Origin of the sequence: Stella humosa, from assembly GCF_006738645.1 — a bacterium.
In the GTDB taxonomy this organism is placed as follows: domain Bacteria; phylum Pseudomonadota; class Alphaproteobacteria; order ATCC43930; family Allostellaceae; genus Allostella; species Allostella humosa.
The window spans coordinates 1,040,765-1,064,597 of sequence record NZ_AP019700.1; the positions used below are offsets into that span (position 1 = coordinate 1,040,765).

Below are 23,833 nucleotides of genomic sequence, written 5' to 3' on the forward strand. Positions count from 1 at the left end.
CCTTTTCAGGCGGCTTTCGCCGCCTGAAGGGCCGCCCAGATGCGCGACGGCGTCGCCGGCATGTCGATATGGTCGACGCCGGCCTGGGCCAGCGCATCGGCCACCGCGTTCATCACGCTGCCCAGCGCGCCGGCACAGCCGGCCTCGCCGCAGCCCTTGGTGCCGAGCGGGTTGCTCCTGGCCGGCACCGGGTGGCTGCGGAAGCCGATCGTCGGCAGGTCGGGTGCCCGCGGGATCGCGTAGTCCATGTAGGACCCGGTCAGGAGCTGGCCGGACTCATCATAGACGACGCGTTCCATCAGCGCCTGGCCGATGCCCTGGACGACGCCGCCATGCACCTGGCCCTCGACCAGCAGCGGGTTGACGATGGTGCCGAAGTCGTTGACCGAGTTGTAGCGCAGGATCTCCACCGTGCCGGTCTCGGGGTCGATCTCGACCTCGACCACGTGGCAGCCATTGGGGAAGGCCGACGGCGCGCCATCGCTGACATGCGAGACGTCCAGCGAATCCGGTACGCCCGCCGGCAGGGCCGGGCGGGACCGCAGCCTGGCCGCCATCTCCATGATGCCGATGGCGCGGTCGGTGCCGGCGATGACGAAGCGGCCGGCCGCGAACTCGATGTCGGCCTCGGCCGCCTCCAGCAGGTGGGCGGCCAGCGCCCGGCCCTTGTCGACCACCTGGATGCTGGCCTCGTGGATCGCCTGGCCGCTGTTGGTGACCGAGCGCGAGCCGCCGGTGCCGCCGCCGGCCTGCATCTCGTCGCTGTCGCCCTGCAGCAGGCGGATCTGCTCGAACGGGATGCCCAGCCGGTCGGCCAGGATCTGGGCGAACGGCGTGGCGTGCCCCTGGCCATAGTCGAGCGTGCCGGTGATGATGGTGACCGTGCCGTCCTCTTCGAACCGCAGGCCGCCCATCTCCTTGTTGGCGGGTGCCGTCACTTCGAGATAGCAGCCGATGCCGCGGCCGCGCAGCCGGCCCCGGGCCTGGCTTTCGGTCTGGCGGGCGGCATAGCCGTCCCAGTCGGCTGTCTCGAGCGCGGTCTCCATCACGGCCGCGAAGTCGCCGCTGTCGTAGACCATCTCGGATGCGGCGGTGAAAGGGATCTGGTCGGGGCGGATCATGTTGCGCCGACGCAGCTCGACCCGGTCGATGCCCATCTCGGCCGCGGCGCGCTCGATCAGCCGCTCCATGATGAAGTTGCCTTCGGGCCGGCCGGCGCCGCGATAGGCGCCGATCGGCGTGGTGTTGGTCACCATGCAGCGCGTCGTCACCTCCAGCAGCGGGGTGGCGTAGACGCTGGGCACGTTCTTGATGATGTTGGTCGTGGCCATCAGCGGCCCCGGCGTCGTCAGATAGGCGCCCATGTCCGCGAAGTTGCGGATGCGCACCGCCAGGAAGCGGCCATCGGCCGCCAGCGCCAGCTCCGCCTCGGCCACATGGTCGCGGCCGTGGGTGTCGGAGAGGAAACTGCCGGAGCGCTCGTCCGTCCACTTCACCGGCACGCCCAGTTCGCGCGCGGCATGCAGGACCGCCACATATTCGGGGTAGGGCGGGGCCTTCATGCCGAAGGAGCCACCGACATTGCTGGTCAGGACGCGCAGCTCCTTGGCCGGCACGCCCATGATCTCGGCCATGCCGGCGCGCAGGCCGAACACGCCCTGGCTGCCGACATGCAGCACCCAGCGCCCGCCCGTGAACTCGCCGATCGCCGACCGCGGCTCCATCGCCGAGACGATGATGCGGTTGCTGACCAGGCGCATCGCCACGACATGGGCCGCCTCGGCAAAGGCCGCCGCCGTCTTGCCGGCGTCGCCATAGTGGAAGTCGAGCACGAGGTTGCCGGGCACGTCGTCATAGAGCTGCGGCGCGCCGTCGGCCGCAGCAGCGCCCGCATCGGTCACGGCCGGCAGCGGGTCGATGTCGAGCGCCACCAGGTCGGCCGCCTCGCGCGCCTCGGCCACGGTGCGGGCGACCACGACCGCCACGGGATCGCCCACCCAGCGCACACGGTCCCGCGCCAGGGCCGGGCGCTCGGGCTTGCGCATCGCGCTGCCGTCGCTGTTCTTCATGGGGGCGGCACATTTCAGCGGGCCGTAGCCGGCGGCCTCCAGGTCGGCCCCCGTCCACACGCCCAGGACGCCCGGCGCCTCGCGCGCGGCCTCGACGTCGATGCCGTTCAGGACGCCATGGGCGACCGGGCTGCGCACGATCCAGGCATGGGCCTGGCCCGCCAGGTTGATGTCGTCGGTGTAGCGGCCGTGGCCCTTCACCAGTACCGGGTCCTCCGAACGCGGGACGGGCTGGCCGATGCCGAACTTCTGTAGCGACGGATCCATGAACGCATTTCCTCGAAGACGGGATGCCGGCGGGCGCGCGTGCGCAAGGCAGGGAGGCGCCGAACGGGGCCGGCCTCCGTCGCTATCCACCGGGATTGGGCAGGTGGCCGATTGTCGCCCAGCGCCTGACGGAGATCAACGCAGCATTCGTGCCAGGGTTTCCTGGTCGAGAGATGAGCCTACAGCCCGTGCTCCTGCATGCGCTTCCACAGCGTCGTACGGGATATCCCCAGGCGGCGCGCGGCCTCGGCGCGATTGCCATTGGATTCGCCGAGCGCGGCCTGGATCTGCGCCTTGGTCGCCTGCCCTACGGCATCGCGCAGGCTGGCTGCCGGCGCGCCATCGGCGGGATCGCCCAGCCGGCGTTCGGGAAACAGATCGGCCGGCCCGATCTCGGCCTGGTCGGCCATCGCGGCCGCGCGCTCGATGCGGTTGCGCAGCTCGCGCACGTTGCCGGGCCAGGTATGGTCGGCCATCGCTAGGACCGCGGCCGGCGACAGGCAATGGGCTTCGAGGCCGAGCCTGCGCTCGACCGCGACCAGGAAATGCCGCGCCAGGTCCTCCACGTCCTGGGCGCGACGGCGCAGGGGGGCGATCGTCGTCTCCAGCACGTTGATGCGGTAGTAGAGGTCGGCGCGGAACCGGCCATCGGCGACGCGGGCGGCCAGATCGGCGTGGGTGGCGAAGACCAGCCGGCCGGAAAAGGCGCGCTCCCGGCCGCTGCCGCCGACCGGCCGGTAGGCCCGTTCCTGCACCAGCCGCAGCAGCTTGGCCTGCAGTTCGGGCGCCAGCTCGGCGACCTCGTCGAGAAAGAGCGTGCCCCCCTCGGCCGCCTCCACCAGGCCAGCCTGGCGCTGGGCCGCTCCGGTGAAGGCGCCCTTCTCGTGGCCGAAGAGGGTGCTTTCCAGCAGCTCGCGCGGGATCGCCGCGCAATTCACGGCGACGAACGGCTGCGCCGGCGCAGCGGCATCATGCAGGTAGCGCGCGGCCACCTCCTTGCCGACCCCGGTCTCGCCCAGCAGCAGCACGGGCAGATCCAGGCGGGCGGCCTTGCGCAGGAAGACCTCGACCGCCTGCATCGCGGCGGATCGGCCCAGGCCACCGTCGGCCGGGGCTTCGGCGGTGGCCGCGCGCAGCGCCGCCACCAGCCGGTCGACGTCCACCGGCTTGGTCAGGTAGTCGCGGGCGCCGGCCTTCACCAGGCGCACCGCCTGGGCCACGTCGCCGAAGGCGGTCATGAAGAAGGTGGGCGCGGCTGCCGCCGCTTCCGCCAGCCGGCGATGCACCGCCTCGCCGCTCATGTCCGGCAGGCGCATGTCGCTGACGATGGCGGCCGGCGGACGGGCGGTCGCGGCGGCCAGGGCGGCTGCCCCCGTCGTCGCCAACTCGGGCGCGAAGCCTTCCAGCCGCAGGCGTTGCATCAGCGCCGGGCCCAGCACCGGATCGTCCTCGATCAGCAGGATGCGCGGGCCGGGCGTCACGGCTCGTCCCGCAGCGGGATGGCGATGCGGATGCTGGTGCCGCGGCCGGGCTCGCTCTCGACCGAGGCGCGGCCGTCGAGATCGCCCAGCAGCCCGATGACGACCGCCATGCCGAGCCGCCGCCGGCCGCCGCTGCCCCTATCGCCGCCGCCCGCATCGCCGCTGCCCGGCTCGCGAATGCCGCCCTGCTCCAGAAGGCGGGCGGCATGGGTGTCGAGGCCACCCCCGCCGTCGACGATGGTGCATACCAGTTCGCCGCCCTCCATGGCCGCGCGCAAGGCCACGGTGCCGCCGGGCGCCGTGGCGGCGCAGGCATTCAGTAGCAGGTTGAGCAGGACCTGGCGCACGCCCACCGCACCCAGCGCCACGGTATCGGGGAGCTCGATCCGCCAGTCGAGCCCGACCCCGGCGCGATCGGCCGCCGGCCGCACGAGCTGTTCCAGGTCGGCGAAGTCGGCCGGGCCCAGCCGTCGCTCGTCGGTCGGGCGATAAAAGCCGAGCGAACTGGTGACGATGCGGTCGATGGCGTCGATCCCGCGTTCCAGCAGCCCGAGGGATTCCGCGCGCACCGCGCCGTCATCGCCGAAGCGCTTCAGGGTGGACACGGCCGTGGCCAGTCCGGCCAGCGGGTTGCGCACCTCGTGCGCCATGGTCGCAGCCAGTCGGCCAAGCGCGGCGGCCTGCTCGCGCTCGGCCGCCTCGTCGGCCATCCGCTGCCGCTCGCGCAGGCTGTCGGCCATGGCGTTGAAGGCCGTCATGAGGGCCGCCGTCGGCCGGTCGGCCGCTGCCAGTGCGGCATCGGGAATGGCGGCCGGCGGGCCGACCGACGCCTGATGCAGCCGGTCGAGCATGATGGCGATCGGCCGGCCGATCCGGGCCAGGCCCCAATAGGCCAGCGCCGCGCAGCCCGCTGCCAGTGCCAGATCGAGCAGGACCAGCCCCAGCGCGAGGCGTCGGCGGTCCGCCAGCAACTGCCCAAGGTCGAGGGCGGCGACGAGCCGGCCCGTTCGCCCGTCATCGACCGGCCGGGCGACCCAGGCGAGGCCGGTGGCATGGTCGAGCTCGAGATGGCCCGCTCGCGTCGCCGCGGCGCGCGTCGCCGGCAGGGCGGAATCGGTATGGCTTGCCAGCAATTGCCCATCGGCGGCAAAGGCGAACAGGCCGCGCTCGGTGACGCCCTGCCGCTCGCCGAAGGCCAGCCGGAAGCGGGCTTCCAAGGCCGGCCCGTCGCCGGCCTCGAGCGATGGCCGGACACTTGCCGTCAAGCCGTCGAGATAGACCTCGCCCAGGCGCTGGAACTGCGAATCGGTGGCCGCAGCCTGGAGATGCAGGGCGATCTGCGTCGTCGCGACGGCGACGACGAACACCGCCGCTCCGGCGATCGCCGGCAGGCGGGCCGCGGGCGGCAGCCAGGAGACGAGGGAGCCGGGCCGGATCATGATGCGGCATCCATCCTAGCCCGGCCGACCCATTCGGCATACCGCCCGTCCGGCAGACCCCCGCCCTTATGGCGCAAACGCACCTTCCCCCATATCGTTGTCCGCCAGCGGTTTGGCTAGACTCCCGGCATGGGAGACACCTACGCGATAGCCGGGCTGGAGCGGAAGCGGGCGGAGATCGTTCGCGAGATTGCCGGGGCCGAGGACCGGCTGGCCTACCTGCGGACCAGCCTCGTCCACATCGACGCGACGATTGCCCTGTTCGATCCCGAGCGGGAGCCGCCGGGAGGCGATCCCATCCTGAAACGGGCGCAGTCCGGCTACTTCGCCGACGGCGAGCTACCCCGCATCGACATGGAGTTGATGCGCGACAACCAGGGCCGGTCGGCCATCGAGCTAACCGAGATCATCATGGTGCAGCGCGGCATCCCGACCACGGATCGCACGGCGCGCTATCTCATCAGGAAGAAGGTCGCCGGGGCCGTGCGGAAGGTCAGGAAGCGGCTGGCGGGGTAGGCGGTATTACGTCATACCGCGCGGCGACTAGAGGAAAAGGGATCTATAGATCAAGTACATTGAGTGTGGAGAAACGTGCTTGAACTTGAGCATGTGGCACGTATCTTTGATATAAGTGGCGGTTATCGCGGGGTGCTGGAATGGAGTCCCGCGGTCAACGCGCAGCTCCTCGTATATTGAGCAGATTTTGCGCCCAAAATCGAAGGCGAGATACTCCGTGCCGTATCCTGTAATCATGCTGCGGAAAGCCGCCTCTTCGGGGTACGGTTCCGGATCGTCCTCGGCGGCTTTCAGCACATCCTCATAGTCAATCACCGGCGCCATTCGGCGCAGCCAATAGGCTAGGTGCCCACACTGCTTTAGGTGATCCATGCCCTCAGCAAGATTCGGCTCTGCCGCACCGACGCGGGCGAGATCGTCACGCCACGCATGGTGGGCGTCGCGAATTCTGCTTATTGAGTAATGTGGGCGGAGCTTCCCGAGATCGAGGGTTTCATCGCAGTACGCGACAAACTCGTCTACGAAGAAATCAAGCTGGGCCAAATTGGGCAGGCAACGCCCATCGATCGCCATCGTCCGGGGCGCGGCTGGTCAGGGGCGATCAGCTTTCTTGGCTCGGGGGTGGGCTATCAAGAACATCGTTTCGACAGCCGTCGCCTCTCCTCGCGTCTCCGGCAGGTGGTTAGCATGATATCCATACTGCGGGGCGTGGCCCTCAACGACCATGCGGTGCAAAACGCCGCGGACGAAACGCGGGTCTTCCATATATTTCGCAAGACCGTGACTGCTCATTCCGACTCCCCCCCACATCGCGACCGCAGCCGCGCAGGGGTCACTACCATCACCTTGACAACGCTGACAATGCGCAAACGTGCCGTTGGCGCGACATCATCTGTCGTGCAGTTAGATGGTGCGTTGCATTCAAACGACAACCAACGACGGCGCGCAGCATGCGTGAGACGGCCCTGAGGACAGCGATTAGGCCGCCCGCTGCCAGTACCCCGCCCAAACCCGCGACACCGGCCGATTGAGCGCCCCGGCGATCATGGTGAACTGCTCGCCGTTGGCGCGGCGGCGGTAGTCCTCGCGCCACGCCATCTCGCCGGCATAGCAAGCGAGGTACTGGCCGCTGATGTGGTGGTGCTGGCCCCACTCCGAGCGGCGCAGGCGGGAGAAGTAGCTTTCCGCCTGATTGGTGCATGCGCCGTCATCGGAGAAGGCGACGGAGTGGTTGATCCGCCGGGCGGCATAGACGGCGTGGAGATTGTCCCAGGAAGACGCTTCGTCGGCCATGATGGTTGAGCCACGGGCGACCGATCCAGGATCGTCGGAAGCGCCTAGTCCTCGCGATGGAACACGCTGGTGGCAGTCCGGCCGCCGCGCTCCCGCATCACGACGACGACGCGGCGCTTGCCGGTCTGGTTCTCGGCAAGGCGACGGTCCCGACGATCAGCCTTCCGGTTCTCCTGGCGGACGTGACCGCCGAAGTAGGCACCATCGACTTCGACGATGCCCGTCAGGATCAATTCGTTCTGCTCGGCCATCATCGCCTCGCGCAGCTTGTGCGCCAGGACGAATGCCGACTTGTAGGAAATATCGGGGTCGCGGCCGAGCTGGAGGGCCGAGATCCCCTTAACCGCGTTCACGAAGATGGCGATGGCGAGCAGGTAGTCCCGGATCGGCAGCTTGCGCGAGGCGAACAGTGTGCCCGACGTGACGGAGAACTGCTTGCCGCAGCCCTTGCACTTGAAGATGGCGCGCGTGGCGTACTCGTAGCATGTGCAACAGCCACAGGCCGGGCACACCGGGTTGCCGTCATTGTTGGCCCAGCGCAGCGCCCGGAAGGTCTGGGCGGCTTCCTCGTGGCTCATCCGCGCAACCTTCGTGACGCTGAGCGTCCGGGCCTTGGCAGAGAGGAGGAAGTGCTGGGACATTGTTTGCCGCCGTTTGCGTTGCTTCTGTAACGAATATGGCGGCACAGCGTGGGATTGCCAACGGCATTAGTAACGAATATGATGGCGTCCGTAACGATGACGAGGGCGCCGTGAAGTCAGACGACAAGTGGGTGAACATGGCGAAGGGCATCCTCCGCGCGGAGATGACGCGCCGGGGCATCACCTACGAGCAGCTAGCCGCGAAGCTCGCCGAGATGGGCGTGGCGGATACCGCTGTGAACATCAGGAACAAGGTAGCGCGAGGCGGGTTTTCGGCAGCGTTCATGCTGCAATGCCTCGTCGCAGTCGGGTGCCAGACGGTTCGGCTGGACGACCGCTAACGACGACGGCTGCCGCCGGGCGGGTTGTCGCGCCCTTCAGAGACACCCCTCGCTCGCTGGGCTTGGACTGCGGCGCTATCCGCTTTGACAGCCAGAATCCCATTCGTGACGGACACCAAGATAAGCGCATACCACAAGAGAATAAAAAGCGCCGATCCGTTGAATACGGTCTGTGACCATTCGTTGTGCGCCAAGTGTGGCTTGGCAACAACCACCACAATTCCAATAAGGAAAAGCGCTATAAGATAGTAGGATCCGGATCTAATCCCACGTCTTGTGCGAACAAATATATCCTTGCCGCCGTGCTTCTCCTCAATATTATTCAATGCCAAATGTAGTTGCGCGGCGGACGCAATCGTAATGGCGAGTATGACGCCGAGAAGATTAAGAAATTCATGATTTACAAATCCCATCAAAAATGTGTTCTTGTCGGACAGTACCATTGGCGCGGATGCCGCCATCACCACGACCAATGCAGCCGCGATAACCAAAATGCACCACGAAATGGTCTTGCTCATCTTCTAAAGATAGCTTTAATCACGCGCGAAATCAAGCTTTCTTCTGCACCCTTTGCCTCCAATTTTGGAATATGTACGCGCTTAGTCTTGCGCTTGGAGTTATAGGTTTTCTTTTTCTTGGTTTTTGCTAGAATATTGCCTCCACCCTTGGCAACGTAGCCCACCAGCGCCTTCGTCATAGGCGTGTCCGTATTCAAGTAGTCGTCGCTTTCAAACGCTAATGTCACTTTTCGAGCGTTCTCTTCCTTGTGGGCGCTTCGCATGTCAGCGTCAATATCGCCGTCAATGCCGAACATATTTGGGGGAATAAGCTCAAAGCGAAGAAAGGTGATATCTTTTGCGTTTTCCCGCGCGAACGTCCAGAAACTCTCTGAATTTGAGACGGGTGCTGCCTCTAGTATATAATGCTCGCGCAATCGACGACTGTTCACTGCGTACAAGAAAGAATTAATGACAGATTGAGGTTGGCCGATCGGTCCCAAAACCTCGAAAGCCAGCGTTTGCCCAACGTCAACCAGGTCCCTAGGATCGATTACGACAAGCGCCGCTATCCAAGTATCGCGAGTTGTCTCCTGTAAGCCGCGGGTCGGCGGCTCGTTCTCCTCTCGAACAATCTGGCGCCCAATCCGGCCTATGACCATGCCTCCGGAGTTCTTCTCGGCTCCCTCTTCGGGGACGAAGTGGAATGTTTCCGTTCGATGGTCGAACTCGATGGCCGACGTGAACAAGTCGCGCAACCACGCTTCGCGGCTGGGGGCGGGACCGGTTGCTGTGAGTAGGTCCGCCGGACGGCGCAGTAGCGATAGATGGAACATCTCAAACTGCACTCGGCACCCCCTCCGTCTAGCTCGGTCAAGGATGAGCGCGACCGATCTGCCCCGTCAACCGCTGGGAGAAATTGATGCTGGGATGGCGCATCGAGGAGGCGATGAAGGGCGCGCCTCCACCCCATTGACGCCAGCCGCCAGGGCGGCCAAACTCGGACCTCTTCACTGGTTATCGGCCGGCGGTTCTGCTACAGTCGCCGGCCACCTCCGAACGAAGGGTGCCGCAGTACGAGTGCGGCGCCCTTTTTCGTTTGGCGCCGCTAATCCATTGAAATCCCGCCTTGGTGCGTTTGCGCCATAAGGGCGCAGACCCCCCGTCCGGCATACCCCCCGGCGTCTCAGGGCAGCAGCAGCAGCGGCACCGTGTCGGCGGCGACCTCGTGGATGTCGGTGCGCACGGCGCCGAACCAGCCGCTGTTGGCGGAAAGGGCGGAAACGATGGCGGCGTCGTAGCGCCGCAACCGGGTGGCCACGTCGACGGGCGCCATGGTCCCGTCGAGCGGGTCGCCCGCGGCGGCCCGCCGGCCGTGCGCCTGCAGCAGCTCGATCTGGCCCAGGGCGGCCGCCGTCGCACGCTCGGGCTGGTCGCCGACCGGGATGACGGCAACCTCGGCCTGGGGCCACAGGCCGCCATGGATGAAGGCGTGGGCCAGGCGTGCGCAGCCCGGCCCACCGCCCACCAGCAGCGCCACCCGCCTTACGCTGTCGGGGGCCTGCGCCACGCGCAGGACCGGGGCCAGGCGGGCGGTTGCCATCCGTGCCGCCAGCTCGTCGGCGGCCCGCGCCGGCTCGCCCTGTTCGTCGATGCCGGCCGGCACGATGACGAGGTCGGCACCGGCCAGGCGTGCCGGCAGCATCCCCAAGCCGCCTTCCTCGTGCCGGGCCTCGGCCTGGACGCCGGCGTCGCCGGCCATCTCCTGGAACTCCGCGAAGGCATGGGCGGCGGCATGGCGCATCCGCTTGCGCCGCGTGCTGGCCAGCCAGCGCGCCCAATGGCCGCCGCCGGCCGGCAGCGCCGTCCGGCCGGGGCCGTCGTCGGCGCCGACGATGGACAGTGCCGTCAGCCGCGCGCCGGTGGCCTGGGCCATTTCCAGCGCCACGGCGGATGCCTGGCGCTGGCAGGCGGCGCCAGCCAGCCAGCAGACGATCCGGCGGACAGGGGCGGGCTGGTCGCGGCCGCGCGTCTGGGCGGGATCGGCCGCCTGCATCGGCATGGTCAATGGCGTCATGGCGGTCTCCTCCGGCATGGGGGCGGGACTGCGCCGGACGCGCGTGCGGCGCGCCGGGTCGATGTCGAAGACCTTGCGATCGAGGACGCCGTGCAGTGCGTCGCCGATGGTGGCGGGGGCGATCGGCGCGCCGGCGACGTAGGCCGCGCGGCCCAGCAGGTGCGAGGCGATGGGCGTGGTCGCCAGCAGGAACAGCACGGCGGCCAGCGCCGTCAGCAGCGCCGCCACCGTGCCGAGCGCCAGCCCCGCGCCCAGCAGCACCAGGCCCGAGCCGACGACGCCGGCCTTGGTCGCGGCGTGCATGCGCGTGAACGGGTCGGGAAAGCGGACCAGCCCGATCGCGGCCAGGGCGATCACGACCGCGCCGCCCACCAGGCAGGCGGCGGCCAGCAGATCCAGGATGGCGGCCATCATTCCTTCCCCGCCGGTCGTTCGGCCGCCCCTTCGAGCAGCCCGGCGAAGGCGACCGCACCCAGGAAGCCGAACAGCGCGATGGCAAAGGCGATGTCGAGGAAGGCGGCGTGTGCCGCCAGGACCGCCGTCAGGGCGGCCAGCGCGATGGCGACCAGCCCCAGCATGTCGGTGGCGATCACCCGGTCGGCGGCGGACGGCCCCAGCAACAGCCGCCAGGCGACGCCCAGCAGGGCCAGGCCGACGATGATGGCGGCCATCGTCGCGGCCAGGGTGACGATGTCGGTCGGCACGAGATCGGTCATGGCAGAACCTCCTGCACCCGGGCTTCCAGCGCGCCCTTCATGTCGGCGATGGCGGCATCGGCGTCGGCCACGTCGAGGCAATGGACGTAGAGCGTGCGCCCATCGGCCGAGACGGCGAGGCTGGTGGTGCCCGGCGTCAGCGTCACCATGTCGGCGAAAAGCGTGATCGCGACCGGCGAGCGCACGTCCAGCGGCACCGCCAGGATGGCCGGGCGCAGCCGCCCCGGCGGGGCCAGTGCCGCACGGACCGTGGCCCAGGTCGCCTTGCCCAGCTCGACCACGAAGGCGGTGGCGAGCCAGCCCCAGGCGCGGACCCGCCGGTTCATCGCACGGCCCCTGCGAGGACAGCGGTGGAGCGTTCGCCCAGCACGGCGGCGATGTACGCCTGGCGGTCCAGGAGACTGTCGGCGGCGTGGATCGACAGGGCCATGAAGGGCTCGGTCCACAGGCCGATGGCGAGCGTGGTGCCGCCCAGCACGACGATCGGCGCCAGCGTCGCCAGCCGCTCCGCGCGGGTCCAGGGCAGGGCGGCGGCCCCCTCGGGTGCGGCCTTCCAGAAAGCCTCGTTCCAGATCTTGATCATCGAGAAGAGCGTCAGCAGCCCGACCAGCAGGGCCGTCGCCGCCAGCAGCCAGGCTTCGGCCTCCAGGCTGGCGCGGATCACCGCCAGCTTGCCCCAGAAGCCGGACAAGGGCGGCAGGCCGGCCAGCGACAGGGCGGGCACCAGGAACAGCAGCCCAAGGACCGGCCGCGTCACCCACAGGCCGCCCAGGCGGGCCAGCGCGAAGGACCCGCCGGCCTGGCGGATCGCGCCGGCCACCAGGAACAGGTTGGCCTTAACGATGATGTGGTGGATGACGTAGAGGATGCTGCCGGCGATCGCCAGCGGCGTCATCAGGGCCACGCCCACCAGCATGTAGCCGATCTGGCTGATGATGTGGAACGACAGGATGCGGCGGATGTCGTAGTGCGCGGCCGCACCCAGCACCCCCGTCACCATTGTCGCCATGGCCACCAGGGCGACGAGCGGCCCGAAGAAGGCGGTGTCGTGGGCGAAGACCAGGGTGAAGACGCGGATGATCGCGTAGACGCCGACCTTGGTCAGCAGGGCCGCGAAGATGGCCGCCACCGGCATCGACGCCGTGTGGTAGGCGGCCGGCAGCCAGTTGAAGAGCGGGAATACCGCCGCCTTGGCACCGAAGGCGATCAGCAGCAGCATGGCCACCGCCGCCAGCGCCCCCTGGTTCTCGACGGCCGGGGCCACCCGGGCGAGGTCGGCCAGGTTGAGCGTGCCGGTCAGCCCGAACAGCAGGCCGACCGCCAGCAGGAAAATGGTGGTGCCGACCAGGTTGAGGGCGACATAGCGCAGCCCGCCGTCGAGCTGCTCGCGGGTGCGGTCCAGGACCAGCAGCCCGAACGAGGCGATCAGCATCACCTCGAACCAGACATAGAGGTTGAAGATGTCGCCCGTGGAGAAGGCGCCGGCGACGCCCAGCAGCAGGCCATGGAAGAGGGGGTGGAAGCCCGCCCGGTCGCGTTCGGCGGCACCCTGGCCGGCGGAATAGACCGCGACCGCGACCGCCATCAGGCCGGTGATGACCAGCATCACCGCCGAGAAGGCGTCGACCACCAGGGCGATGCCGAACGGTGCCGGCCAGGCACCCATCTGGCCTGTCAGGATGCCGCCGGACAGGGTGCGCGCCAGCAGCGCCACGGCCGCGGCCAGCAGCAGCACGGCGCCACCCAGGCTGATCACGCGCTGGGCCGCCGGACGGCGCCACAGGATCGCGGTCAGGGCGGCTGTGGCGAGCGGCAGCAGCAGGGGGGCCACCAGCAGGATCTGGTCCATCATGCGGCCTCGCGCCGGGCGGGGACGGTGGCCGACACCGGCGGGGCGGCCGGGCCGGCCTCGGCCTCGGCCATCTCCTCTGCGCTGGTGGTGCCCATGGCCTCGTGCGCCTTCAGAACCAGCATCAGGGCAAACGCCGTCAGGCCGAAACCGATGACAATGGCGGTCAGGATCAGGGCCTGCGGCAGCGGGTTGGCGGCGGACGTGGCCAGCGCCGTGGCGCCGGGATCGACCAGCGGCGGCTGGATCGGGCCGATCCGCCCGGCGAGCAGGATCGCCAGGTTGGCGCCGGTGCCCAGCAGGATGAAGCCGAGCAGCAGCCGCAGCAGGTCGCGCGACAGGAACAGGTAGACCGAGGCCGCGACGACGGTGCCGATGGCGATGGCGAGGAGCGTTTCCATGGCAGCGATCAGCGCGGCAGCAGGGCCAGGAACATCGCCGTCACCGTGCCGATGACGGCGAGGTAGACGCCGAGGTCGAAGAGGATGGTGGTGCCGATCGCCAGCCCGCCGCCGGGGAACCACCAGGCATGGACGAGGTAGGGCGCGCCCGGATCGAGCCAGGCCGGCAGGCCGCTGGCGAGTGCCGCCAGCAGGCCCGCGCCGCAGATGGCGACGGGGTCGAGCCGCATCAGGCGCTCTGCGGCGGCGCGACCGCGGGCGATGGCATATATCAGGATGCCGGCCGACGCGATCAGCCCGCCGAGGAAGCCGCCGCCCGGCGCGTTGTGCCCGCGCAGCACGATGAAGAGCGACACCGCCAGCGACAGCCACATCAGCATCGGCGCCGATGTCCGCAGGATCAGGGAATCGTTCATGGCGCCTTGGTCTCCTCGGGGCTGCGGCCGGCGCGCAGGAGCGCCGTCACGGCGAAGGCCGCGATGGCCAGCACGGTGATCTCGCCCAGGGTGTCGAGGGCGCGGAAGTCGACCAGGATCACGTTGACGACGTTGCGCCCGTGCGCGGCCGGCACGCTCTGGGTCGCAAACCACGCCGACAGGCGGCCGTCATGCGGGGTGGCCAGGACCGCCAGCAGCAGCAGGGTCGTGGCGCCACCGGTGGCGATGGCGATGGCCGCGTCCGTCGCCCGCTCGGCCGTCGTGCGGCGGCTGCGGCGGCGGATCGGCAGGCGGACGAGGGCGGCCGCGAAGATGACGACCAGCAGCGTTTCCACCGCGAACTGGGTGAAGGCGACGTCCGGCGCGCCGAAAACCAGGAAGATGATCGCCGTGGCGAAGCCGACCAGGCCCATCGACAGGACGGCGATGAACATGGTGGGGGCTATCGCGGCGGCCAGCGCGCCGGCCGGCAGGCCGAGGAAGGCCAGGGCGCGGGCATCGACCGTCGCCCAGTCGAAGGTCGGCCGGTCAAAGCCGCCGCGCAGCGCCAGCGTCGCCAGGATGGCCGCGGCCGTCACCGCGAACAGGGTCCGCAGGTAGCCGCGCAGGCTGCCATGCTGGACCCGGGCGGTGGTGTCCTCTGCCAGGCGGATGATCGCCGCCAGCCCGCGATCATAGGCGGCGGCCGGCCCCGCCAGGTCGATGACGGCGGCCCGGCGCAGGCGCGGCACCAGCCGGCCCCAGCAGACGAAGAGCAGGGCACCGGCGGCGACGGTGGCGACGCTTAGCGCCAGCACGGGCGTGAACCCATGCCACAGCGTCAGCGCCACCGGGGCCGGCCGCCCCAGGATGGCGGCCGCGGCCGGGTCGACGAAGCGGCTGCCGACGAAGCCGGGCAGGGCGCCCGCCGCCAATCCGAGTGCCGCCAGCAGGATCGGCCCGGCCAGCATCGCCGGCCCGGGATCATGCGGCGCGCGGGGCGTTGGCACCGGCCGGCCGAGGAAGAGCCGCAGCGACAGGACGCCCGCGATCGCCACCATGGCGGCATTGACGAGGAACCCCACCGCGACCAGGACGAAGGCGAGCTGGCCCCCCTCGATCTTCACCTCGTAGATCAGCTCCTTGGCGACGAAGCCGACGAAGGGCGGCAGCCCCGCCATCGACAGCGCGGCCAGGACGGCGGCGATCGCGGTCAGCGGCATGGCCCGGCCGAGCCCGCCCAGGCGCGATGCGTCGCGCACCCCGGTCTCGTGGTCGACGATGCCCGCGACCAGGAAGAGGGCCGCCTTGTAGAAGGCATGCACGATGAGGAAGGTGACGGCCGCCGTCGCCGACAGGGCGGGCGCGATGCCGATCAGCATCGTCAGCGTGCCCAGGCCGGTCACCGTCGTGTAGGCCAGCACGCGCTTCAGGTCGGTTTCGCGCAAGGCCAGGAAGGCGCCGGTCGCCGTCGTCGCCAGCCCGCCCCAGGTCAGGATCGCCTGCCAGGCCGCCTCGTCCTGGTAGAGCGGGTTGAAGCGCGCCAGCAGATAGACGCCGAGCTTCACCATGGTGGCCGAATGGAGGTAGGCGCTGACCGGCGTGGGCGCGGCCATTGCGTTCGGCAGCCAGAAATGGAACGGCACCTGGGCCGACTTGGTGAACCCGCCGGCGATCACCAGCAGCATCGCGGGCAGGGCGGCGGGGTGGGCCAGGACCGCCTCGCGGGCGGCCAGGATGCCGGCGATGGAGGTGGTGCCGGCGGCGATCGAGACCAGGACCAGGCCCGCCAGCAGAGCCAGCCCGCCGCCCCCGGTGACGAGGAGCGCCTGCAAGGCGGCATGGCGGGCGGCCTTGTTCTCGTGGTTGAAGCCGACCAGGAAGAACGAGGTCAGGCTCGTCACCTCCCAGAAGACGAACAGCACGATCACGTCGTCGGCGGTGACCGAGCCCAGCATCGCCAGCATGAAGGCCAGCAGCATGATCGCCAGCCGGCGCAGGCGCGGGTCGTCCTTCAGGTAGGCGCTGGAATAGAGGAAGATCAGGCTGCCGATGCCGGTGATCAGCAGGGCGAAGACGAGCGACAGGCCGTCGACCGCCAGCCCCCCGCCCATGCCCAGGCTGGGCACGGCCATGAAGGGCTGGGTGACGCGGCCGGCCTCCGCCAGGCCGGGCAGCAGCGACAGGTAGAAGGCGAATCCGGCCGCGGCCGCGCCCGCGCCCAGCAGGGCTGCCATGCGCGGTCGCAGTGCGGCCGCCAGCACGGTGGCCAGGGCGGCCAGGACCAGCGGGGCGATCAGGGGGGATGCCAGCGAAGCGATCATCGTCGGCTGGCGTTTCAAGCCGCGTGCCAGCGGAAAAATGGCGTCTCTACAGTGGTTTAGCGGATATCCCGCTGGCCGGCGTCCAGCTTTGCGAACGTCGACGTTCGCGTTCGCGAACATCCGCCCCGGCGGTTGCTTGGCTTTCGCCCTGGGCCGCGCTATCAGGCGCGGCGGTCGCATGACCGCGCGAAAGGGCAAGGCGATGAGCGGACACGGCGCGCATGATTCCCATGGCGGCAACAAGAGGGTGGCGTTGCTGATCTCGGTGCTGGCCCTGCTGCTGGCGGTGTCCGAGACGCTGGGCAAGGCGGCCCAGACCACCACCATCGGCGAGAACATCGAGGCCGCGAACTACTGGTCCTTCTTCCAGGCCAAGACCATCCGCATGACGGTGACGCGCACCGCGGCCGAGGAGCTGGAGACGCTGCTGCCGGTGACCACCGACCCGGAGCAGAAGAAGCGGCTGGAAGCCCGCATCGACCGCTGGCAGAAGACCGCCGCGCGCTACGATTCGGAGCCGGAGACCGGCGAGGGCCGGCGCGAACTGGCCGAGAAGGCCAAGGCCGCCCAGGCCAAGCGCGACCACGCCCAGGCCGCCTATCATCACTATGAGGTCGGCTCGGCCGCGTTCCAGATCGCCATCGTGCTGGCCTCGGCCGCGATCATCACCGGGGCCATGGCGCTGGTCGGCGTCGCCGGTGTGCTGGGCCTGGCCGGGGCGGCGATGACGGCGATCGGCTTCTTCATTCCGGAGGCGGTGCATCTCTTTTGATGCGTGCCGCTGGCCCGGCGGCTAGGCTCGCCGGCATGAACGGGATCGACGCAAGATGACCGGCCTCCTCCTCCATGGCGGCCGGGTGGTGACGCTCGACGGCGCGGACCGCGTCGCAGAGGCGGTCGCGATCGCGGGCGACCGCATCGCCGCCGTCGGCAGCCGGGCCGAGCTGGCCGGGTGGGCGGCCGCGATCGGTGCGGCCGAGGTCGACCTTGCCGGCCGTACGGTCGTGCCCGGGCTGATCGACGGCCATGCCCATCTCGACCGCGAGGGGCTGAAGCACGAGCTGCCCTCGCTGGCCGGCGCGCGCTCCATCGCCGACGTGCAGGAGATCGTGGCGGGCCTGGTCGCCCGCGCCCGGCCCGGCGAATGGATCGTCACCATGCCCCTGGGCGCCCCGCCCGACTTCGCCGGCATGCCCGAGGGACTGGCCGAGGGGCGCTGGCCCGACCGCCACGACCTCGACCGGGTGGCGCCGGACAATCCCGTCTACATCAAGTCCATCTGGGGCTACTGGCGCCATACCCTGCCGCTGGTCTCCATCGCCAACAGCCGGGCGCTGGCGTTGTGCGGGGTCGACGCCGCGACCCCGCCGCCGGCCCCGACGGTGGAGATCGTGCGCGACCCGGCGACGGGCGAGCCGACCGGGGTCTTCGTCGAGCGCCACTTCATGCCCCTGGTCGAGCTGTCGATCATGGCTGGCGCGCCCGGCTTCGACGTGGCCGCCCGCGCCCGCGCGCTCCGCCGCTCCATGCGCATCTATAACGGCTTCGGCACCACCAGCGTCTTCGAGGGGCACGGCGTCGCCGCCGACGTGCAGGCGGCGTTCGAGACGGTGCGCGGCAGCGGCGACCAGACGGTGCGCGCCAACCTCGTCTACAGCCCCGCCTGGTCGCTGATGGGGCCGGACGGCAGCCCGGCCGCCGTGCTGAAGGGCTGGCTCGGCTGGCTGCGCGGGCGCGGCTATGGCGACGACTGGCTGCGCCTGTCGGGTATCTATGCCGAGATCGACGAGGGCGGCGACAACGCGCTGCGCGCCCGGGCATTGCCGCAGACCGGCTGGGCCGGCTTCCACTACGATGCCGGGCTGCCGCGCGGCGCCACCCGCGAACTGCTGCTGGAGGCCGCGCGCTCGGGCGTGCGCGCCGTCGGCATCTGGCCCAACATGCTGGAGCTGTTCGTGGAGGTCGACCGCGATATCCCGTTGGCCGGCCGGCGCTGGGTCTTCGGCCATGTCAGCCTCGCGACGGCGACCGATATCGCGCGCATGGCCGACCTCGGCCTCGTCGTCACCACGCACACCAACCGCTATGTGTGGAAGGAGGGCCAGATGCTGCTGGATCGCATCGGCCCCGAGCGGGAGAACGAGATCGTGCCGCTGGCCGCCATCCGCGCGGCCGGCGTGCCGGTGTCGCTGGCGACCGACAACGTGCCACCCAGCATGTTCCCCACGATCTGGCACGCCGTCGCCCGGCGCGCCCGCGGGTCCGGCCGGGTGATCGCGCCCGACCAGCGCCTCGACCGCATGGCGGCCCTGCGGGCGGCGACCGTAGCCGGCGCCTACCTCACCTTCGAGGAGGACCGGAAGGGCACCATCGCGCCCGGCCGCCTGGCCGACCTGGCCGTGCTCTCCGCCGATCCCCTGACGGTCGACGAGGATCGCCTGCCGGCCATCGTGGCCGAGCGGACGATCGTCGGCGGCCGCATCGTCTTCGACCGCGCGGCGGATGGGCCGGAGCCCTTCCTGCCGCCGCCCGTATCCATCGCCCGAGGAGTTGGACCATGAGCGCCACCGCCACCGCCGCTCCCAAGGGCGAGGCCGTCGTCATCGGCGCCGGCATCGTCGGCGTCTGCTGCGCCCTCTATCTCCAGCGGGATGGCCATTCGGTCACGCTGGTGGACCCGCGCGGCGTCGGCCTGGGCGCCTCCTTCGGCAATGCCGGCAACCTCGGCTGGGCATCCTGCGTGCCGGCCGCCATGCCGGGCGTGCTGAAGAAGGTGCCGCAGATGCTGTTCGACGGGAATGCGCCGTTGAAGCTGCATTGGGGCCATGTGCCGGCCGCTGCCGGCTGGTTCGCGCGCTTCATCGCCGCGGCCCGTCCGTCGCGCATCGAGGCCATCGCGGACGCCCGCCAGGCCCTGCTGGCCCGCCTGCACGAGGGCTATGCGCCGCTGCTGGAAGCGGCGGGCGCCGAAGACCTGATCGACTATTCCGGCCTGCTGATGACGTGGGAGAGCGACGAGGCCTTCGCCGGATCGCGCTACGCGCTCGAACTGCGCCGCCGCCGCGGCGTGCCGATGGACGAACTGGACGGCAACGAGGCCCGCCAGATGGAGCCCGCACTCGCCCCCTCGGTGATGCGCGCGGTGCATTTCCCGCGCCTGGCCCATGTCATCGACCCCCTGCGCCTGACCGAGACGCTGGCCCGCCATTTCGAGCAGCGCGGCGGCCGCATCCGGCGCGAGGCTGCGCGCGGCTTCGAGATGGGGCCGAGCGGCCCGGTTGCGGTCACGACGGATGCCGGACGCATCGCCGCCGACCGTTTCATCGTCGCCGCCGGCGTGTGGTCGAAGAACCTCGCCCGCCAGCTCGGCACCCGCACGCCGATCGAGGCCGAGCGCGGCTACCACAATGTCTTCCCGCAGCCCGGCATCGCGCTCCGCGCAGCCATCATGTCGGCCGACCGCTATATCGCGGTGACGCCGATGGAAGCCGGCATCCGCGCCACCGGCGTGGCCGAGTTCGCCGACCCCGACCGCCCGGCCGACATGCGCTATGCCGAGATGGTGGAGCGCCGCGCCCAGGGCCTGCTACCCGGCCTGAAGACCGAGGGCCGCTCGCAATGGATGGGCCCGCGCCCGTCCCATCCGGACTCCCTGCCGGTGATCGGCCGCTCGCCCCGCTTCGGCAACGTCGTCTTCGCCTATGGCCACGACCATATCGGCCTGGCGCTGGGCGGCATCACCGGACGGCTGGTGGCCGACATCGTCGCCGGCCGCCCGACGCCGGTCGACCTGACGCCGTACCGGCCGGATCGGTTCTGAGCCGGCCTGTCGCGACGGTTCGTCCCCGGGTCCTTGTCCCGTCATTGTCCGATTGACCGCCGAGGCGGCGGCTTCCTATGAAGGGGCGTGGTCCGCACCCTGAACCCCTGCATCAACGAGAACCGGCGCCGATGAACGATGACGTCGACGGGCGCGCCGACAGGTGCGGGCACGCCTTCCTGGCGGGCGGGGGCGAGGCGGCGGGGATCATCGCCGGCTTCGACTGGGCCGCGACGCCGCTGGGCCCGATCGCCGCCTGGCCGGCGCATCTGAAGACCACCGTCAGCCTCATCCTGCGCTCGCCCGTGCCCATCGTCACCCTGTGGGGCGAGGACGGGGTGATGATCTACAACGACGCCTATTCGGTCTTCGCCGGGCGGCGCCATCCGCGCCTGTTCGGGACCAATGTCCGCGCCGGCTGGCCCGAGGTGGCGGACTTCAACGACAACGTCATGAAGGTCGGCCTGGCCGGCGGCACGCTGGCCTATCGCGACCAGGAGCTGGTGCTCGACCGCGACGGCGCCCCGGCGCCGGCCTGGATGAACCTCGACTACTCCCCGATCCTGGACGAGGCAGGCCGTCCCTGCGCGGTGATGGCCGTCGTCGTCGAGACCACCGGCAAGGTCCGCGCCGAGCAGCGGCTGACGGCCGAGCGTGAGAGCCTGCGCCGCATGTTCGAGCAGGCACCCGGCATGATCGCGATGCTGGACGGCCCCGACCACGTCTTCACCATGGCCAATGCCGCCTACCTGGCGCTGGTCGGCAACCGCGACGTGATCGGCCGCCCGGCGCGCGAGGCCCTGCCCGAGATCGAGGGCCAGGGCTTCATCGCGCTCCTGGATGCCGTGCGCGCCAGCGGCGAGGCCTTCGTCGGCCGTGGCGTCCGCCTGCTGCTGACGATCGGCCCGGCGGTCGAGGAACGCTTCCTTGATTTCGTCTACCAGCCCATCGTCGGCGAGGATCGCGGCATCTCGGGCATCTTCGTGCAGGCCCACGACGTGACCGAGCAGCGCCTGACCGAGAACGCGCTCCGCGAAAGCGAGGAGCGCTTCCGGCTGGTTGCCGAGAGCGCACCCGTCATGCTGTGGATGGGGGATCGTACCGGCGCCTGCGTCTATGTGAACGAGGCCCAGCGCGCCTTCTGGGGCGTGACGCTGGAGGACCTGCCGGGGTTCGACTGGGCCGCCACCGTCCATCCCGACGACCTGGCCGGGCTGGTGGAACCGCTGGGCCAGGCCATGGCCGCCCCCGGCCCGGTCACGACCGAGGCCCGCTTCCGCCGGGCCGACGGCGAGTACCGCATCATCCGCACCAACGCCCAGCCACGCTTCGACGCGCGCGGCGAGTTCGTCGGCATGATCGGCGTCAATGTCGACATGACCGCCGTGCGCGCCGCCGAGGCCCGCCTGGTGGGCGAGACCCGGGTGCTGGAGATCCTGAACCAGACCGGCGCGGCCCTGGCAGCCGAACTCGACCTCGACCGCATCGTCCAGCTCGTGACCGATGCGGGGGTCGAACTGGTCGGCGCCCAGTTCGGTGCGTTCTTCTACAACGTGCTGGACGACGAGGGCGAAAGCTACATGCTCTATGCCCTGTCCGGCGTCCCGCGCGAGGCCTTCGCCCAGTTCGCCATGCCGCGCGCGACCGCGATCTTCCAACCGACCTTCAAGGGCGAGGGGGTCGTGCGTTCCGACGACATCCTGGCCGACCCGCGCTATGGGCGGAGTGGCCCGCACCATGGCATGCCGGCCGGCCACCTGCCGGTTCGCAGCTACCTGGCGGTGCCGGTCGCGTCGCGCTCCGGCGAGGTCCTGGGCGGGCTCTTCTTCGGCCACGCCACCCCCGGCATGTTCAAGGCCGAGCACGAGACCCTGCTGCTCGGCATCGCCGGCCAGGCGGCGACCGCCATCGACAATGCCCGCCTGTTCCAGGCCCTGCAGTCCCTCAACGCCAACCTGGAGCAGCGGGTCGAGGACGAGGTCGCCCGGCGCGCCAGCGCCGAAGGGGCGCTGCGCCAGGCCCAGAAGATGGACGCCATCGGCAAGCTGACCGGCGGCGTCGCCCACGACTTCAACAACCTGCTGCAGGTGGTCTCGGGCAACCTGCAGCTCCTGGCCAAGGACGTGGCCGGCAGCGAGCGGGCCGAGCGGCGCATCGAGAACGCCATGGCCAGCGTCAGCCGCGGGTCGAAGCTGGCGCGCCAGCTCCTGGCCTTCGGCCGGCGCCAGGCGCTGGAGCCCAAGGTCGTCAATATCGGCCGGCTCGTCTCGGGCATGGCCGACATGCTGCGGCGCACGATCGGCGAGGGCGTCGACGTCGACACCATGGTCGCGGGCGGCCTCTGGAACACCCTCATCGACCCGGGCCAGCTCGAGGACGCGCTGCTCAACCTGGCGATCAACGCGCGGGACGCCATGGACGAGACGGGCAAGCTGACGATCGAGGTCGGCAACGCCTTCCTCGACGACGCCTATGCCCGCGAACATGCCGACGTCGGGGCCGGCCAGTATGTCGTGCTGGCCGTCACCGACACCGGCAGCGGCATGACGCCCGACGTGCTGGCCCAGGCGTTCGAGCCCTTCTTCTCGACCAAGCCCCAGGGCAAGGGCACCGGCCTCGGCCTCTCCATGGTCTACGGCTTCGTCAAGCAGTCGGGCGGGCACGTGAAGATCTACAGCGAGGTCGGCCAGGGCACGACCGTGAAGCTGTACCTGCCGCGCTCGCACCAGGGCGAGGACCTGGCGACGCCGCCGCCCACCGGCCCGATCGCCGGCGGCACCGAGACGATCCTGGTGGCCGAGGACGACGAACATGTCCGCGACACGGTGGTCGAGATGCTGGGCGACCTCGGCTACCGCGTGCTGATCGCGCGCGACGCGGAAAGCGCCCTCATCGTCGTGCAGAGCGGCATCCCCATCGACCTGCTTTTCACCGACGTGGTGATGCCGGGCAACCTGCGCAGCCCGGAGCTGGCGCGCAAGGCGCGCGAGCTGCAGCCCGGCATGGCCGTGCTCTTCACCTCGGGCTACACCGAGAACTCGATCGTCCATGGCGGCCGCCTGGACGCCGGGGTCGAGCTACTGTCCAAGCCCTATACCCGCGAGGCGCTGGCGCGGAAGGTGCGCCATGTCCTGGCCAACCAGGCGCAACGGCGGCGGGCCGATGCCCCCCGCCCGGGCGCCGCGCTGGCGCCGCTTCCGGCCGCGCCCGTTCCCGCTGCGCCGGTCCTCGTTGCGCCAGCCCTCGTTACGCCCGTCCCAGTGCCGGCCGCTGACCTGACCGTGCTGTTGTGCGAGGACGACGACCTCGTGCGCATGGCCACCGCCGACATGCTGGCGGAGCTGGGCCTGCGGGTGATCGAGGCCGCGACCGCCGCCGAGGCCCTGGCAAGGGTGGAGGCGGCCGCCGTCGACGTGCTGGTGACCGATGTCGGCCTGCCCGACCTGTCCGGCCTGGAACTGGCCGCCCGCGTCCGTGCGATCGTCCCGGCGCTGCCGATCCTGTTCGCGACCGGCCACGCCTTCCTGCCCGAGGCCGCCGCCCTCGGCCGCACCGCCGTCGTCGCCAAGCCCTATGACGCCGAGGAACTGGGCCGGATGATCCGGCGCCTGGTGGTCGAGGGCGCGGGCCGGTAGCGTCAGGCTATCGGGCGGCATGTTGCCGCTATACCAGAGTGGGCGTGGCAA

At 70.1% G+C, this 23,833-nt stretch carries 19 protein-coding genes and 1 pseudogene; 6 read left to right on the plus strand and 14 right to left on the minus strand.

Annotated features, from left to right (window positions below):
• Nucleotides 1-5 precede the first annotated feature (5 nt).
• The 3 genes from STVA_RS04995 to STVA_RS05005 all read right to left on the minus strand — a co-directional run bounded on the left by STVA_RS04995 (nucleotide 6) and on the right by STVA_RS05005 (nucleotide 5,256).
• On the minus strand, nucleotides 6-2,336 hold the full coding sequence (locus tag STVA_RS04995) for a xanthine dehydrogenase family protein molybdopterin-binding subunit (protein WP_123689678.1): 2,331 nt from the start codon (nucleotides 2,334-2,336) through the stop codon (nucleotides 6-8).
• A 179-nt stretch (nucleotides 2,337-2,515) separates the two neighbouring features.
• Nucleotides 2,516-3,817 (minus strand): sigma-54-dependent transcriptional regulator, encoded by a 1,302-nt coding sequence (locus STVA_RS05000; RefSeq protein WP_123689677.1) that lies wholly within the window; start codon nucleotides 3,815-3,817, stop codon nucleotides 2,516-2,518.
• The gene (locus STVA_RS05005; protein WP_123689676.1) at nucleotides 3,814-5,256 is read right to left on the minus strand and encodes a sensor histidine kinase; all 1,443 of its coding nucleotides are present in this window, start codon (nucleotides 5,254-5,256) and stop codon (nucleotides 3,814-3,816) included. The genes STVA_RS05000 and STVA_RS05005 overlap by 4 nt, the downstream gene beginning before the upstream one ends.
• 129 nt (nucleotides 5,257-5,385) lie before the next feature.
• Between STVA_RS05005 and STVA_RS05010 the strand changes: the two genes are divergently transcribed.
• Nucleotides 5,386-5,772: a hypothetical protein gene (locus STVA_RS05010; RefSeq protein WP_123689675.1), complete on the plus strand. Its 387-nt coding sequence runs from the start codon at nucleotides 5,386-5,388 to the stop codon at nucleotides 5,770-5,772.
• Between the two features lie 27 nt (nucleotides 5,773-5,799).
• Here STVA_RS05010 and STVA_RS05015 read toward each other — a convergent pair whose 3' ends face one another.
• Nucleotides 5,800-6,345: a hypothetical protein gene (locus STVA_RS05015; protein WP_123689674.1), complete on the minus strand. Its 546-nt coding sequence runs from the start codon at nucleotides 6,343-6,345 to the stop codon at nucleotides 5,800-5,802.
• Between the two features lie 405 nt (nucleotides 6,346-6,750).
• Nucleotides 6,751-7,706, minus strand: a pseudogene (locus STVA_RS05020) (IS1595 family transposase).
• Between STVA_RS05020 and STVA_RS27885 the strand changes: the two are divergent.
• Nucleotides 7,706-8,047, plus strand: coding sequence for a DUF6471 domain-containing protein (locus STVA_RS27885; protein ID WP_197735790.1), 342 nt, complete (start codon nucleotides 7,706-7,708; stop codon nucleotides 8,045-8,047). The pseudogene STVA_RS05020 and the gene STVA_RS27885 sit on opposite strands and share 1 nt — an antisense overlap.
• On the opposite strand, the gene STVA_RS05030 is transcribed toward STVA_RS27885, so the two are convergent.
• From STVA_RS05030 to mbhE, 9 genes are all read right to left on the minus strand, one after another.
• Entirely contained in the window at nucleotides 8,044-8,565 is a 522-nt protein-coding gene (locus STVA_RS05030; RefSeq protein ID WP_142235664.1) for a hypothetical protein, read from the minus strand. The two genes, STVA_RS27885 and STVA_RS05030, sit on opposite strands and share 4 nt — an antisense overlap.
• Complete coding sequence (locus STVA_RS05035) at nucleotides 8,562-9,392, minus strand: DUF4747 family protein (protein ID WP_142235665.1); 831 nt, start codon at nucleotides 9,390-9,392, stop codon at nucleotides 8,562-8,564. Before STVA_RS05035 ends, STVA_RS05030 begins: the two co-directional genes overlap by 4 nt.
• 338 nt (nucleotides 9,393-9,730) lie before the next feature.
• Entirely contained in the window at nucleotides 9,731-11,032 is a 1,302-nt protein-coding gene (gene mnhG, locus STVA_RS05040; RefSeq protein ID WP_197735791.1) for a monovalent cation/H(+) antiporter subunit G, read from the minus strand.
• Entirely contained in the window at nucleotides 11,032-11,337 is a 306-nt protein-coding gene (locus STVA_RS05045) for an MrpF/PhaF family protein (RefSeq protein WP_123689672.1), read from the minus strand. Before STVA_RS05045 ends, mnhG begins: the two co-directional genes overlap by 1 nt.
• Nucleotides 11,334-11,663, minus strand: coding sequence for a Na+/H+ antiporter subunit E (locus tag STVA_RS05050; protein ID WP_123689671.1), 330 nt, complete (start codon nucleotides 11,661-11,663; stop codon nucleotides 11,334-11,336). The genes STVA_RS05045 and STVA_RS05050 overlap by 4 nt, the downstream gene beginning before the upstream one ends.
• The gene (locus STVA_RS05055) at nucleotides 11,660-13,189 is read right to left on the minus strand and encodes a Na+/H+ antiporter subunit D (RefSeq protein ID WP_123689670.1); all 1,530 of its coding nucleotides are present in this window, start codon (nucleotides 13,187-13,189) and stop codon (nucleotides 11,660-11,662) included. Before STVA_RS05055 ends, STVA_RS05050 begins: the two co-directional genes overlap by 4 nt.
• Nucleotides 13,186-13,587 carry an NADH-quinone oxidoreductase subunit K gene (locus STVA_RS05060; protein ID WP_123689669.1) on the minus strand — a complete coding sequence of 134 codons (402 nt, stop codon included), beginning with the start codon at nucleotides 13,585-13,587 and terminating at the stop codon, nucleotides 13,186-13,188. The genes STVA_RS05055 and STVA_RS05060 overlap by 4 nt, the downstream gene beginning before the upstream one ends.
• Before the next feature lie 8 nt (nucleotides 13,588-13,595).
• The gene (locus STVA_RS05065) at nucleotides 13,596-14,003 is read right to left on the minus strand and encodes an MnhB domain-containing protein (RefSeq protein ID WP_123689668.1); all 408 of its coding nucleotides are present in this window, start codon (nucleotides 14,001-14,003) and stop codon (nucleotides 13,596-13,598) included.
• Complete coding sequence (gene mbhE, locus STVA_RS05070; RefSeq protein WP_170221593.1) at nucleotides 14,000-16,327, minus strand: hydrogen gas-evolving membrane-bound hydrogenase subunit E; 2,328 nt, start codon at nucleotides 16,325-16,327, stop codon at nucleotides 14,000-14,002. The genes STVA_RS05065 and mbhE overlap by 4 nt, the downstream gene beginning before the upstream one ends.
• A 178-nt stretch (nucleotides 16,328-16,505) precedes the next feature.
• Here mbhE and STVA_RS05075 point away from each other — a divergent pair, with 178 nt between their 5' ends.
• The 4 genes from STVA_RS05075 to STVA_RS05090 all read left to right on the plus strand — a co-directional run bounded on the left by STVA_RS05075 (nucleotide 16,506) and on the right by STVA_RS05090 (nucleotide 23,782).
• Nucleotides 16,506-17,099: a DUF4337 domain-containing protein gene (locus tag STVA_RS05075; RefSeq protein WP_123689666.1), complete on the plus strand. Its 594-nt coding sequence runs from the start codon at nucleotides 16,506-16,508 to the stop codon at nucleotides 17,097-17,099.
• Between the two features lie 55 nt (nucleotides 17,100-17,154).
• Entirely contained in the window at nucleotides 17,155-18,888 is a 1,734-nt protein-coding gene (locus tag STVA_RS05080) for an amidohydrolase (protein WP_123689665.1), read from the plus strand.
• Entirely contained in the window at nucleotides 18,885-20,147 is a 1,263-nt protein-coding gene (locus STVA_RS05085) for an NAD(P)/FAD-dependent oxidoreductase (protein ID WP_123689664.1), read from the plus strand. The genes STVA_RS05080 and STVA_RS05085 overlap by 4 nt, the downstream gene beginning before the upstream one ends.
• 131 nt (nucleotides 20,148-20,278) lie before the next feature.
• Nucleotides 20,279-23,782: a response regulator gene (locus STVA_RS05090; RefSeq protein WP_123689663.1), complete on the plus strand. Its 3,504-nt coding sequence runs from the start codon at nucleotides 20,279-20,281 to the stop codon at nucleotides 23,780-23,782.
• The last annotated feature ends 51 nt before the right edge of the window (nucleotides 23,783-23,833 follow it).

Excerpts from the sequence above, each read along its gene's own strand:
- mnhG (WP_197735791.1), bottom strand. The coding sequence starts at position 11,032 with ATGGCCGCCATCCTGGATCTGCTGGCCGCCGCCTGCCTGGTGGGCGGC.
- STVA_RS05085 (WP_123689664.1), top strand. The coding sequence starts at position 18,885 with ATGAGCGCCACCGCCACCGCCGCTCCCAAGGGCGAGGCCGTCGTCATC.
- STVA_RS05030 (WP_142235664.1), bottom strand. The coding sequence starts at position 8,565 with ATGAGCAAGACCATTTCGTGGTGCATTTTGGTTATCGCGGCTGCATTG.
- STVA_RS05050 (WP_123689671.1), bottom strand. The coding sequence starts at position 11,663 with ATGAACCGGCGGGTCCGCGCCTGGGGCTGGCTCGCCACCGCCTTCGTG.
- STVA_RS05065 (WP_123689668.1), bottom strand. The coding sequence starts at position 14,003 with ATGAACGATTCCCTGATCCTGCGGACATCGGCGCCGATGCTGATGTGG.
- STVA_RS05090 (WP_123689663.1), top strand. The coding sequence starts at position 20,279 with ATGAACGATGACGTCGACGGGCGCGCCGACAGGTGCGGGCACGCCTTC.
- STVA_RS05075 (WP_123689666.1), top strand. The coding sequence starts at position 16,506 with ATGACCGCGCGAAAGGGCAAGGCGATGAGCGGACACGGCGCGCATGAT.
- STVA_RS05055 (WP_123689670.1), bottom strand. The coding sequence starts at position 13,189 with ATGATGGACCAGATCCTGCTGGTGGCCCCCCTGCTGCTGCCGCTCGCC.
- STVA_RS05010 (WP_123689675.1), top strand. The coding sequence starts at position 5,386 with ATGGGAGACACCTACGCGATAGCCGGGCTGGAGCGGAAGCGGGCGGAG.
- mbhE (WP_170221593.1), bottom strand. The coding sequence starts at position 16,327 with ATGATCGCTTCGCTGGCATCCCCCCTGATCGCCCCGCTGGTCCTGGCC.
- STVA_RS05060 (WP_123689669.1), bottom strand. The coding sequence starts at position 13,587 with ATGGAAACGCTCCTCGCCATCGCCATCGGCACCGTCGTCGCGGCCTCG.
- STVA_RS05005 (WP_123689676.1), bottom strand. The coding sequence starts at position 5,256 with ATGATCCGGCCCGGCTCCCTCGTCTCCTGGCTGCCGCCCGCGGCCCGC.
- STVA_RS05080 (WP_123689665.1), top strand. The coding sequence starts at position 17,155 with ATGACCGGCCTCCTCCTCCATGGCGGCCGGGTGGTGACGCTCGACGGC.
- STVA_RS05015 (WP_123689674.1), bottom strand. The coding sequence starts at position 6,345 with ATGGCGATCGATGGGCGTTGCCTGCCCAATTTGGCCCAGCTTGATTTC.
- STVA_RS04995 (WP_123689678.1), bottom strand. The coding sequence starts at position 2,336 with ATGGATCCGTCGCTACAGAAGTTCGGCATCGGCCAGCCCGTCCCGCGT.
- STVA_RS05045 (WP_123689672.1), bottom strand. The coding sequence starts at position 11,337 with ATGACCGATCTCGTGCCGACCGACATCGTCACCCTGGCCGCGACGATG.